Raw genomic sequence first — 13,018 nt, 5'->3', positions numbered from 1 at the left:
TGCTGCGGACTACCCCACAGACCCACTACCGGCAGCCCCAGCTCGTCAGTTGTGGCAGCCCCCTACAACCTATTTCTTCACGCCTCACTGGCAACTAGCCGTAGCGGCTTCAGTAGACAATCAGCAACCACTTCACCCACCCCAAGAAATCGACCACTGTCATCGTCTTTGACCCGATATTGACCAGGTTGAAGATCAAGACAGTCGCTGACCGGGTTACCGTGGCTGAAGCGCCGCGTCTGGCCTTCGCTAAGGGTTACGATAGGCAGATCAACGAGCAGGTCGTCAAGGCTGTACAGGTGACGGTCGAGGGCTTCGGGGCCGTTTGCTTCCTGTTCGCTGATTAGCGCATCCAGCGTCACGGCGTTGTCCAGAGAGAACTGCCCGTGCTTTGTACGTCGCAGCGCGGTGATGTGCGCGCCACAGCCGAGGGCCTGGCCAATGTCATCGACCAGAGTTCGGATGTAAGTGCCTTTAGAGCAGTGCACATCCAATATCAGCTCATCATCCTTCAGGCTGACCAAGGTCAGGCTAAAAATGGTCACCGGCCGGGGCTCAAGCTCTATGTGCTTGCCTTCGCGGGCCAGTTCATACAGCTTTTTGCCGTCACGCTTCAGCGCCGAGTACATCGGGGGAATCTGTTCAATATCGCCGGTAAAGCGCTCTGCCAACAGCGCCTCTAGCTCAGCTGTATCGAGTTCGGGAACGGGCCGTGTTTCAGTAATAACGCCTTCGGCATCCAGAGTATTGGTGCGTTCGCCCAGCTTGGCGACGGCGCGATAGGCTTTATCCGCTTCCAGTAAAAAACGGGTAAATTTGGTCGCTTCGCCCAGGCAGAGGGGCAACAGGCCAGTTGCCAGCGGGTCCAGTGCACCGGTGTGACCGGCTTTTTGCGCCTGAAACAACCAGCGCACCTTTTGCAGCACACCGTTTGAGGACCAGTCTGATGGTTTGTCCAGCAAGATAACGCCGTCGATGGCGCGTCCTTTTCTGCGACGTGCCATGAATCAGGACGGGTCTTCGTCTGAGGAATTGTCGTCTGAAGCGTCTTCGGCGTTTCTGGCTTTGTCCTGGCGCACAGCTTCGTTGATCAAGCCAGACAGACGCGCACCTGACTCCAGCGTCGGGTCGTAGTGAAAGCGCAGCAACGGCATGACCCGCAGCTTGAGTTCACGCGCCAGTATTGTCCGTAAAAAGCCGGAGGCCTTGTTCAGAACGGCCTCCTGTTCACTGCGTTCAATATCGGCCTCGGCGCTTTCACCGAACACCATGCAGGTAAAATAGATGTCGGCGTAGGACAGATCCTTGCTGACCCTAACGTCGTTCAGGGTCACCATGCCAAGGCGCGGATCCTTCACTTCCTGCTGGATAATCACCGACAGGTCACGCTGCATCTGGTCGGCAATGCGCCGGATACGACTGTTTTCTTTGGCCATGATGTGGCCCTCTTGCGAATAGGAGAAATAATTCAAGGTTTATAACTCAAGTTTCGGAGTTCGCTGGATAGATAAGCGGCGGCTACCTGGGGTGCCTCTGTGGGGTAGTCCGCAGCAGGGATGCTGCGGCCTAGGCTCCATGGACGGATTTACGCCGACCCCACAGAGGTGCCCCAGGTAGCCGGTGCGGGCCAGTACCACTTAGCCTGCCGAACTCCGAAACTTGAGTTATAAAACAAGCAACCCCGGACATGCCGGGGTTGTCTGGAAGCTGCGATGCATCAATCGTCGATGGTGCGCGCAAATTCCTTAACATCAAAGACTTCGATCTTGTCACCGGCTTTAACGTCATTGTAGTTCTTGACGCCAATACCACATTCCATGCCCTGGCGAACTTCCTGGACATCGTCTTTAAAGCGGCGCAGAGATTCCAGCTCGCCTTCATAGATGACCACTTCTTCACGCAGTACACGAATGCGCTTGCTGCGGTGCATGCTGCCTTCGATGACCATACAACCGGCCACCTGCCCAAACTTGGGCGAGTTGAAGACATCACGTACTTCGGCAAGGCCGACAATCTCTTCACGCAGATCGGGCGACAACAGACCGTTAAGTGCGGCTTTGACATCGTCGATCAGGTTATAGATGACGTTGTAATAACGCAGATCCAGACCGGCTTGTTCGATGACCGTCCGGGCTTTACCGGTGGCACGAACGTTGAAACCGAAGACGACCGCCTGCGACGTAATCGCCAGGTTCGCATCGGACTCGGAAATCGCGCCTACACCGCTGGCAATCACGTTCACCTTGACCTCTTCATTGCCCAACTTCTGCAGTGAAGCGATCAACGCTTCCAGTGAACCGCGCACGTCGGTCTTCAGCACCACGTTCAGCACTTTCTTGTCTTCGGAGCCCATACCCTGGAACAGAGCATCGAGCTTCGCAGCCTGCTGCTGGGCATGTGCCGACTCCTTGGTACGCATGGAGCGCATTTCAGCCACTTCACGGGCCGACCGTTCGCTTTCAGATACTACAAACTCGTCACCGGCGTCAGGCGTACCGTTCAGGCCAAGAATCTCGACCGGAATGGACGGGCCGGCTTCGTCGATCTGCTTGCCAGTTTCGTCCAGCAGGGCACGAACCTTACCGTAGAAAGTACCCGCCAGAACCACATCGCCCTTCTTCAGACGACCGGACTGAACCAACACAGTAGCGACGGCGCCACGGCCTTTGTCGAGGCTCGATTCAACCACAGTGCCCTTACCGGGGCCTTCGTGGTGTGCCTTCAGCTCGAGCACTTCGGCCTGCAACAGAACCGCGTCGAGCAGCTCATCAATGCCCTGACCGGTATGCGCCGAGACTTGAACAAACTGCGTATCGCCACCCCAGGATTCAGGGATAACGTTGCGCTGCGACAGCTCGTTAATCACCCGGTCCGGGTCCGCCGACTCTTTGTCCATCTTGTTGATGGCAACGATCAGCGGAACGCCAGCGGCACGGGCATGCTGAACGGCTTCTTCGGTTTGCGGCATAACACCATCGTCCGCAGCCACTACCAGGATAACAACGTCCGTTGCCTTGGCACCACGAGCACGCATAGCGGTAAAGGCCGCGTGTCCCGGTGTATCCAGGAAGGTGACCATGCCTTTCTCTGTCTCGACGTGGTACGCCCCGATGTGCTGGGTAATACCACCGGATTCGCCGGCCGCAACGCGGGTGCGACGAATATGGTCGAGCAGACTGGTTTTACCATGGTCGACGTGACCCATAACAGTGACCACCGGTGCCCGAGGCGCAACGTCACCACTGTAAGTCACTTCCATCACATCGTCTTCCATGGCGTTTTCATTCACCACGGTGTACTTGTGACCCATTTCTTCGATCACCAGAATGGCGGTATCCTGATCAATGGCCTGGTTAACCGTTACCATCACGCCCATCTTGAACAGGATCTTGACCACTTCAGCGGCCTTGACCGACATCTGGCTGGCCAGTTCCGCCACGGTAATGGCTTCACCCAGTTGCACTTCACGCACAACCGGTGCGGTCGGACGCTCAAACTGGTGATCACGCTTCTTGTTACCACCGCGCTTGGCGCGACGACGACGGCCCATGCCATCGCCATCGTCCAGCGCCGACAGCATCTGCTGATGCTTGTTGCCGCCACGGCCGGTGCCAACCCGCTGTGCCACTTCCGCCTTTTTGCCGCCCTTTTTATGGCCAGCTTTACGGCTGTCGGCAGCCGGGCCATCGTCTACCCGCATCGGGCGCTCGGCCGTCTTGTGCTTTTTCTTGTCGGTGGTGCGATCTTCCTTGGCCATCTTGGCTTCGGCATCCGCTACCGCCAGTTGCGGATCAACTTCTTCCTCAACCTTCTTCGGCTGTACCTTCGAAGTACGTGTCTTTTCAGCGTCGCGCTTTGCAGCTTCTTCACGCGTTTTTTCTTCGGCTGCACGCGCACGAGCTGCTTCCAGCCTGGCGTCTTCTTCAGCACGACGACTGGCCGACGTATCGGCACTGGCCACGGGGGCCGCCGCTTCAGTCGGTGCTGCATCGCTGCTGCCTTCAACGGCATCGCGCTTCATGTAAGTCCGCTTCTTGCGCACTTCGATATTGACCGTCTTGCCACGACCGCCACCACTGGTTTTCAAAGTGGTGGTGACCTTGCGCTTCAACGTGATCTTTTTGGGGGCTCCGCTGTCTTCACCGTGACTTGTTTTCAAATACGTCAACAGTGTCTGCTTCTGGTCATCATTAACCGCTTCGCCTTCAGACTTTTGCGGTAGACCAGCATCGCTCATTTGTTTCAATAAACGATCAACGGGTGTACCAACGCTTTCCGCCAGTTGTTTAACGGTGACTTCTGCCATGGATTCCTCCTACCCGTGATTACTCATTCTCAAACCAAGGTGCCCGTGCCGCCATAATCAATTGGCCAGCCCGTTCCTCGTCCATATCATCGATGTCCATCAGGTCATCGATACTCTGTTCCGCTAGATCTTCCATCGTGACGATGCCTTTGCTCGCCAACAGGCGGGCCAGGTGTTCATCCATACCGTCCAGACCAAGCAAGTCGCCACTGGGTGTTGCGGAATCCAGTTGCTCTTCACTCGCCAATTCCAGCGTCAGTAACATGTCTTTTGCACGCTGACGCAGTTCGGTCACGATGTTTTCGTCGAACCCTTCAATGCCAAGCATTTCCTCTAGAGGTACGTAAGCGACCTCTTCCAGTGTGGTGAAGCCTTCTTCCGCCAAAATGGCAGCAATGTCTTCATCGACATCCAGCTTCTCTTCAAAATAGGTAACCAGGCGACCGGCTTCCTCTTCCTGTTTCTCGTCGGCTTCTTCCTCGGTCATCACATTGATCACCCAGCCAGTCAATTCACTGGCAAGCCGCACGTTCTGACCACTGCGACCAATGGCGATGGCCAGGTTGTCAGCGGCGACCGCGACATCCATGGTATGAGTGTCTTCATCCATCACGATGGAGGCTACTTCGGCCGGTGCCATGGCGTTGATCACCAGTTGAGCCGGATTGTCGTCCCACAAAATGATGTCAACGCGCTCATTGTTCAGCTCATTCGATACCGCCTGCACACGCGAACCGCGCATACCGACGCAGGCACCCACCGGGTCGATACGACCGTCGTTGGTTTTTACCGCAATCTTGGCGCGTGAACCCGGGTCGCGGGCACAGCCACGAATTTCGATCACTTCTTCCTGAATTTCCGGTACTTCAATGCGGAACAACTCGATCAGCATGTCGTTGCTGGCGCGGCTCAGTTCGAGCTGCGGGCCGCGACCTTCAGCGCGAATATCCTGCAACACGGCGCGAACACGGTCACCGATGCGGAAGGTTTCACGCCCGATCACAGATTCACGCGGCATTACGGCTTCAGCGTTGTTGCCAAGGTCCACAATAATGTTGTCACGAGTCACTTTTTTGACCGTGCCCAACACCATTTCACCAACCCGCTCACGGTATTGCTCAACAATTTTGGCCCGCTCGGCTTCTCGCACTTTCTGTACGATAATTTGCTTCGCTGCCTGGGCACTGATGCGGCCAAACTCTGCGTTCTCGATCACCTCTTCATAGGTGTCACCCTGCTGTAGGGTTTTATCGACTTCGTGCGCTTCCTGAGTCGTCCACTCGCAACCCAGGGTCGGAACGCCTTCATTTCCCATCACAGTCCAGCGACGAAAGGTTTGGTATTCACCGGTCTTCCGGTCGATCACGACGTGAATGTCGATCTCGCCTTCTTCATCTTCATCGAAGCGCTTCTTAGCAGCGGCTGCGAGAGCCAGCTCCATGGCATCAAAGATGACCTCTCGGGACACACCTTTCTCATTCGCTACTGCGTCCACGACCAGGAGAATTTCTTTACTCATCGTCTCAGCCTCTTGTTTGCCGGGCGGTTGACCGGGCTTTCCTTTCGGTTAATCGGTTTATTGCTTATTAAAATTTGGTATCAGGTTGGCCTTGTCGATGCTTTCGATCGGCAATAAATAGTCCATACCATCAACGGTCACGCAAATGTCCTGGTCCTCTATAGCGGACAGCACACCCTTGAATTTACGACGCCCTTCGAAGGGCGCTCGCAAACGCACCTGAACCCATTCACCCAAATACGCAGAAAACTGCTCCAGACTGAACAAAGGACGATCCATACCCGGGGAGGACACCTCCAGGGTGTAGTTCTGACTGATGGGTTCTTCAACATCCAGCACCGCACTGATCTGGCGGCTGACTTCGGCGCACTGATCAACATTGATCCCGTCTTCGTGATCAATGTATACGCGCAGGGTGCTGTGCTTGCCCTGTGCTGAAAATTCCAGACCCCAAAACACAAAACCCAGACCGGTAATTACCGGTTCCAGCATTGCATTCAGTTCGTCGACCTTTGCCATTCAAACCCCTCTGTGAGCCCGTTTATCGGGCCTGCCTGCTGCCAATGGCGCCGCCACTGGCCTGTATTCGATGATGTCTGACCCTTGGCTGACTTTTTCAGAGCCAAAAAAAGGGCAACTTTGGAACCAACGCCTTCCGTTGGCTCCGCAGGCCCAGACTGATAACTCACTGAGATCCCAACGGTTCCGCAATCGCTTGCGGTTAACGCCGAAGGGTCTTCCCGCAGGAAAACACCCCACAAAACCAACCAGTCTGCTAACAAAAAGCCCCTGCTAGGAGGGGCTTCAAGTCGTGGTCTCGCAGACCAGTCTATGAGTCGGAAGGCCCTCTGGCTTCCGAGGGTCTGCAGACCCTACAACATACCATCCGTGTATGTTGTTCGGTGACAGCCCCGAAACTAACTAAAAGGGGCTGCTTCCACCTAAATATGGTAGCGGGGGCAGGATTTGAACCTACGACCTTCGGGTTATGAGCCCGACGAGCTACCAGACTGCTCCACCCCGCAATAAACCTATGTCACCTTCATACACTGAGACCAACCGGGTCGGACTCATAAACCGAAGGTCAGTGACTCCCTTCGGCTTTTGCAGGACAGGGAGCCCGACGAGCTACCAGACTGCTCCACCCCGCAATAAACTTTAATAACTACGCCCAAATCATTTGGACTATAAACCACGAGGAATTCACACTCCTCAGGCGGCGGCATTATAGGGATGCCCCGCCCGACTTTCAAGGCAAAGCCCGGAAAGTCCCCCAAAAAGAAAAAGGCCTGCTCGCACAGGCCTTTTAAGTGGTGCCGACGACTAGACTCGAACTAGCACGGGCATAAGCCCACCACCCCCTCAAGATGGCGTGTCTACCAATTCCACCACGTCGGCAAAAAACGTTACTCGGCCGGGATATCCGATGTATTCCGCTCCGGTGCGACCGGGGCTTCTTCAACCTGCTCGACTGCCGGAATATCCAACCCCAGGTCATCCAACCCTTCGGCTTTCTGCTTGGCGATGTACGCCAGGCCAAAGCTGGTCAGGAAGAAACCCGTTGCCAGTATCGCAGTAGTACGAGTCAGAAAGTTCGCACTGCCGCCACTGCCAAATACAGTTTGTGAGGCACCACCGCCAAAGGATGCCCCTGCATCGGCGCCCTTGCCACGCTGGATCAGTACGAAACCAACAACACCCAGCCCCAGCAGAACATGAACCACCAACACTAAATTTTCGATAGCCATTCGATTAAACCCCTTTCGCAGCCTGACAGATGCCAACAAACTCGTCGGCAAGCAGTGAAGCCCCACCTACCAGTCCACCGTCAATATCCGGTTGCTGAAACAATTCCTGTGCGCCGGACGCCTTAACACTGCCTCCATAAAGCACACGGCACTTCTGGGCAACAGACTCGGACGCCTGCGCCAACAAACCACGTATAAATGCATGCACCGCCTGGGCCTGGTCGGGCGAGGCTGTCTTGCCAGTACCAATAGCCCACACCGGCTCGTAAGCAACAACAAGAGTTGCGAAGGCGTCTATACCGACGACATCCAACACCGCCTGCAACTGACGGCCCACAACGGCTTCAGTCTGGTCCGCTTCCCGTTCAGCCAACGTTTCGCCAACACACAGCATCGGAATTACACCCGCTGCCAGCGCTGCCTGAACCTTCCCGGCGACGACCGCGTCACTTTCAGCAAACAACTCGCGCCGCTCAGAGTGACCCACCAATACATAATCGGCGGCAAAATCCTTTACCATCCCCAGTGAAACCTCACCGGTAAAGGCCCCTTTCTCAGCAGCGTGAACATTCTGAATACCGTAACGAATGCCACTATCGGCCAGTGCCGATGCCACCTGATCCAGGTAAACCGCCGGAGGAAACACGACGACATCGACCGACTGAGTATCGATCCCCTGAACAAATGCTGACAACAATGCGCCGTTAGCGGCCTTGCTGCCATTCATCTTCCAGTTTGCGGCTACCAGTGTACGTCGCATGCCTGACCTCCTTAAATCGGGCGCAGAGTGTACTGCCTTTCCCCCGGGCGAGCAACAGGCTATTGGGGAGAAACGGGGCTAAAACAATAGCTTACCCGATAAAAACCATCACTCATGTTCTCTCGCTCGAGGGTCGTTTCATTAAAATGCACGAGGCATCAGAAGTGCATCATACCGTCGAGGCCTCAACCGCCGCCTTAACCACGCTGGCCAGACGCTCGCAACAGCGCTTTACCTGCCCAATGTCTTCGCCTTCAACCATAATCCGAACCAGCGGTTCGGTTCCCGAGGGTCGCAACAAAATACGCCCGGAATCACCCAACACACGGGCCTGGGCCTCCAGTTCGGCTTGCACTTCGGGCAACACCTGAACGTCCATTTTGGTCGGCATCTGGACATTAATCATAACTTGCGGAAACTTGCGCATCCCGGATTTGGCCTGAGACAGCGTCTGATCAGCCGCCTTCAAAGCGCACAGCACCTGCAAGGCTGCGACAATACCATCACCCGTGGTGGTGACATGCTTGCACACCAGGTGCCCGGAGTTCTCCCCGCCCAGCACCCAGCCACGTTGATGCAGTTGCTCCATTACATAACGATCGCCGACCTGGGCTCGCACCAGTTCGATTCCTTCCTTTTTCAGCGCCACTTCAAGACCCAGATTGGTCATCAGTGTGCCGACAACGCCGCCTTGCAGGCGGTTCTGGTTATGCAGATGGATGGCAAGCAGAAACAGCAACTCGTCTCCATCGACCAATTCTCCCTCATGATCGACCATCAACACCCGGTCGCCATCGCCGTCGAACGCGATGCCCAGATCAGCCTCCAGCTCCAGCACGGCTCGCTGCAGACTGGCCGGGTGTGTCGAACCGACGCCCTTGTTAATGTTCAGACCGTCAGGCTGAGCGCCCACCAAACTGACCTTTGCGCCGAGCTCACGAAACACCTTGGGCGCTACATCGTACGTCGCACCATGAGCACAATCGAGCACGACATGCAGACCCTCAAGGTTCAGATAACCGGAAGTGCTTTTACAAAATTCAACATAGCGGCCGCCGGCATCATCGATACGCAACGCCTTACCGAGCAGGTGACTCTCGGCCGTGGTCATGTCTTTGGCAAGCTCGGCTTCAATCGCCAGCTCCACCTCATCGGGCAGCTTGGCACCGTCTTCAGAGAAAAACTTAATGCCGTTGTCGTAATAGGGGTTATGAGAGGCCGAAATAACGATGCCTGCATCCGCATGAAATGCCCGGGTTAGGTAGGCTACCGCAGGGGTCGGCATCGGCCCGACCAATAAAATATCGCAACCGGCGGCTGACAAGCCGGCTTCAAGTACCGCCTCGAACATGTAGCCCGAAATCCGGGTATCCTTACCAATCAGAATTTGGCTGCGTCCCTCTTTGGCGAACACCTGACCTGCGGCCCAGCCCAGCTTCAATAAAAATTCAGGAGTAATAACGCCGCTACCCACGCGGCCTCGTATGCCATCCGTGCCAAAATATTGCTTTTCCTGAGTCACTCACTCATCTCCATTGTCGTATTTCGTCAGCCAGGGCTGCCTGCTGCGCAATCGTGCTTATGCTGCCCGATGCAGGGCATTGATCACAGCTATCGCATCGGCGGTTTCTGCCACGTCATGCACCCGCACGATCGATGCCCCATTCATTGCGGCCGCTACCGCCGCTGCCAGGCTGCCAAAAAGCCTCTCATCGACCGGTTTACCCAGCACATCGCCAATCATTGACTTGCGCGACAGGCCAACCAGAACCGGGCAGCCCCACTGCTTAAACCGTTCCAAGTGTTTCAGCAAGCTGAGATTGTGGCCCAGTGTCTTGCCAAAACCAAACCCCGGGTCAACCAAAATTTGCTGACGTTGCAGGCCGGCCGCTTCACAAGCCGATATACGTTCGCTCAGATAACGCTCCACTTCAGCCACGACATCGTCGTATTCGGGGCTCATTTGCATGGTACCGGGCTGGCCCTGCATATGCATAAGACAAATCGCCAGACCTGTATCCGTCGCCGCCTGCAAAGCACCCTCGCGGGACAAGGCACGAACATCGTTAACCAGATGAGCACCGGCGCGAGCTGCTTCCCGCATCACGGCGGGCGTACTGGTATCGACCGACAAGACCACGTCGGCCTCGCGAGCCAGCGCTTCAACGACCGGGACAACCCGGTCCAGTTCTTCCTGCACACTAACCGGTGATGCACCCGGGCGCGTGCTTTCACCGCCTATATCAAGGATGCTGGCACCAGCCGCTACCAGACGGCGCGCCTGCGCCAGGGCGGCATCAGCTTTGATAAACCGGCCACCGTCCGAAAAACTGTCGGGTGTCACATTCACGACCCCCATGACCCGTGTCACACTGAGGTCCAGTAAACGATCACCAAACGCCCAGCCAGACCAATCCGGTTGAGTGGCATTCATAGTGGAGACTCCTTTAAACGACCGGTTACATAAAAAAACGGCGCCGAAGCGCCGTTTAATAATATTTTGGAGTGACTCTAACTACTCTGTCTGGCCATCCCTGTTTAGGTCAGCCTGCTCAGACGACTTGTCGGCTGACGCATCAGTCGGTTCAGCAGACGCCTCGGTCGGTTCCGCCGACTGCGCCTTGCCGCCTCCAGAGTCCCGGTCGTCCCAGCCTTTGGGCGCCCTGGGTTTGTTGCCGTTCATGATGTCATTGATCTGTTCGGCGTCGATGGTTTCATAATGCATCAGCGCGTCTTTCATCATTTCCAACTTGTCCCGGTTCGCCTCAAGCAAATCGTTAGCGATTTTGTAGCAGCGATCCAGGATTTTTTTGATCTCGGCATCGACCGCCCGGGCCGTTTCCGATGACAGCTGCGCCATGGATGACTGGCTGCCCAGATAGCCTTGCTGCTCTTCTTCAAACTGCTGGGCACCGAGTTCACTCAGGCCCCATTTGGTAACCATGTTACGCGCCAGCTGAGTGGCACGCTCAATGTCGTTAGAGGCACCGGTAGTAACGCCTTCTTTACCGTTGGTCATCTCTTCGGCGATACGGCCACCGTAGAGTGAACAAATCTGACTCTCCAGTTGCCGTTTGCTGATCGAATAGCGGTCTTCCTCTGGCAAATACATGGTCACACCCAAAGCGCGACCACGCGGGATGATGCTGACCTTGTAAACCGGATCATGCTCGGGCACCAGTCGCCCGATAATGGCGTGACCGGACTCGTGGTAAGCCGTATTGATCTTTTCTTTTTCAGACATGACCATGGATTTGCGCTCGGCACCCATCATGATCTTGTCTTTGGCCCGGTCGAACTCTTCCATGGTCACGGTGCGCTTACTCAAGCGAGCAGCGAACAGTGCCGCTTCGTTCGCCAGGTTGGCCAGGTCAGCACCGGAGAACCCGGGGGTCCCGCGTGCGATCACAGATGCATCGACGTCATCGCCCACCGGGATCTTGCGCATGTGCACTTTCAGAATCTGTTCACGACCGCGAACATCGGGCAGAGCCACTACGACCTGGCGGTCAAAACGACCGGGACGCAACAAGGCCGGGTCCAGTACATCCGGGCGGTTGGTTGCAGCAATAACGATGATGCCATCGTTCGCCTCAAAACCATCCATCTCAACCAGCAACTGGTTCAGCGTTTGCTCACGTTCATCATTACCGCCGCCAATACCGACGCCGCGTGAACGACCTACCGCATCTATTTCGTCAATGAAGATAATACAAGGGGCCTGTTTTTTGGCCTGATCGAACATGTCACGCACCCGGGAGGCACCCACGCCGACAAACATCTCAACGAAGTCTGAACCGGAGATCGAGAAAAAAGGTACCTTGGCTTCGCCGGCAATAGCCTTGGCCAGCAGGGTTTTACCGGTACCGGGAGAACCGACCATCAACACACCGCGCGGAATACGACCGCCCAGGCGCTGGTATTTACCAGGATCACGCAGGAACTCAACCAGTTCCTGAACGTCTTCTTTGGCTTCTTCAACCCCGGCTACATCGGCAAAGGTTGTTTTGACCTGATCTTCACTGAGCATTTTGGCTTTGCTTTTGCCAAAGCTCATCGGGCCTTTACCGCCACCGGCACCGCCCTGCATCTGGCGCATAAAGAACATGAACACCGCGAGTATGATCAGAATCGGAAAAGCAGCCACCAGCAACTGAGACCAGATGCTTTGCTGTTCCGGTTGTTTGGACTCCACTTCGACGTTGTGCTCAATCATGTTATCGATCAGCTGTGAATCGTCGACATAGGGTGGCCGCACCGTCTCGAACGTCGAACCGTCCCGGCGAACCCCTTTGATGGTCAGGCCCTGATAGACCACTGACCGCACCTGATCCTGTTCTACCTGCTGCACAAAGCGGGAGTAGCTCATTTCTTCAGAGGCGGCCGTTGTATCAAAATTGTTAAAAACGGCCAGCAGAACTGCCGCGATAATCAGCCATAGAACCAGATTTTTAGCCATATCGTTCAACTTTTACCCTCGTTGGCAGCCAGGCTGCATAGGTCGTTTGTCTCCGTCCCGGCCACCCTCGGGTGGGCAGGAAGCGGATGCGCAACACCGGCATGATGCTGTGGTGTCATGCCCGTCTTTACGCGTAAATTCGGTCGGCGGACTCCCCGACAAACCGGTTGAATGCCCGATTCAAGCCTGTTATGACGGAAGGCTCAATTACCGGGAAACTCATACT

At 55.7% G+C, this 13,018-nt stretch carries 10 protein-coding genes and 2 tRNA genes; all 12 read right to left on the bottom strand.

Annotated features, from left to right (window positions below; translation table 11 throughout):
• Window positions 1-77 precede the first annotated feature (77 nt).
• The 12 genes from truB to ftsH all read right to left on the bottom strand — a co-directional run bounded on the left by truB (window position 78) and on the right by ftsH (window position 12,792).
• The gene (truB, locus tag WEB54_RS02410; protein WP_368053054.1) at window positions 78-1,004 is read right to left on the bottom strand and encodes a tRNA pseudouridine(55) synthase TruB; all 927 of its coding nucleotides are present in this window, start codon (window positions 1,002-1,004) and stop codon (window positions 78-80) included.
• Between the two features lie 3 nt (window positions 1,005-1,007).
• Window positions 1,008-1,436, bottom strand: a complete 429-nt coding sequence (rbfA, locus tag WEB54_RS02405; RefSeq protein ID WP_368053053.1) for a 30S ribosome-binding factor RbfA — start codon at window positions 1,434-1,436, stop codon at window positions 1,008-1,010.
• 281 nt (window positions 1,437-1,717) lie between these two features.
• Entirely contained in the window at window positions 1,718-4,306 is a 2,589-nt protein-coding gene (infB, locus tag WEB54_RS02400) for a translation initiation factor IF-2 (protein WP_368053052.1), read from the bottom strand.
• Window positions 4,307-4,325: 19 nt separating this feature from the next.
• Window positions 4,326-5,825 carry a transcription termination factor NusA gene (nusA, locus tag WEB54_RS02395; protein ID WP_368053051.1) on the bottom strand — a complete coding sequence of 500 codons (1,500 nt, stop codon included), beginning with the start codon at window positions 5,823-5,825 and terminating at the stop codon, window positions 4,326-4,328.
• A gap of 57 nt (window positions 5,826-5,882) precedes the next feature.
• Window positions 5,883-6,344 (bottom strand): ribosome maturation factor RimP, encoded by a 462-nt coding sequence (gene rimP, locus WEB54_RS02390; protein ID WP_368053050.1) that lies wholly within the window; start codon window positions 6,342-6,344, stop codon window positions 5,883-5,885.
• A 429-nt stretch (window positions 6,345-6,773) separates the two neighbouring features.
• Window positions 6,774-6,850, bottom strand: a tRNA-Met gene (locus tag WEB54_RS02385).
• A 286-nt stretch (window positions 6,851-7,136) separates the two neighbouring features.
• A tRNA-Leu gene (locus tag WEB54_RS02380) sits at window positions 7,137-7,223 on the bottom strand.
• A gap of 8 nt (window positions 7,224-7,231) precedes the next feature.
• Window positions 7,232-7,573 carry a preprotein translocase subunit SecG gene (gene secG, locus WEB54_RS02375; protein WP_368053049.1) on the bottom strand — a complete coding sequence of 114 codons (342 nt, stop codon included), beginning with the start codon at window positions 7,571-7,573 and terminating at the stop codon, window positions 7,232-7,234.
• Window positions 7,574-7,577: 4 nt separating this feature from the next.
• Window positions 7,578-8,333, bottom strand: coding sequence for a triose-phosphate isomerase (tpiA, locus tag WEB54_RS02370; RefSeq protein ID WP_368053048.1), 756 nt, complete (start codon window positions 8,331-8,333; stop codon window positions 7,578-7,580).
• Between the two features lie 169 nt (window positions 8,334-8,502).
• Window positions 8,503-9,855 carry a phosphoglucosamine mutase gene (gene glmM / locus WEB54_RS02365; protein WP_368053047.1) on the bottom strand — a complete coding sequence of 451 codons (1,353 nt, stop codon included), beginning with the start codon at window positions 9,853-9,855 and terminating at the stop codon, window positions 8,503-8,505.
• Between the two features lie 57 nt (window positions 9,856-9,912).
• Window positions 9,913-10,767 (bottom strand): dihydropteroate synthase, encoded by an 855-nt coding sequence (folP, locus tag WEB54_RS02360; RefSeq protein ID WP_368053046.1) that lies wholly within the window; start codon window positions 10,765-10,767, stop codon window positions 9,913-9,915.
• Window positions 10,768-10,848: 81 nt separating this feature from the next.
• Window positions 10,849-12,792: an ATP-dependent zinc metalloprotease FtsH gene (ftsH, locus tag WEB54_RS02355; RefSeq protein WP_368053045.1), complete on the bottom strand. Its 1,944-nt coding sequence runs from the start codon at window positions 12,790-12,792 to the stop codon at window positions 10,849-10,851.
• Between the last annotated feature and the right edge of the window lie 226 nt (window positions 12,793-13,018).

The organism is Saccharospirillum sp. (assembly GCF_040881935.1).
Classification (GTDB): domain Bacteria; phylum Pseudomonadota; class Gammaproteobacteria; order Pseudomonadales; family Natronospirillaceae; genus Saccharospirillum.
Note: the sequence above shows the minus strand (reverse complement) of the source record. Positions and strands in the feature narration are given on the sequence as shown.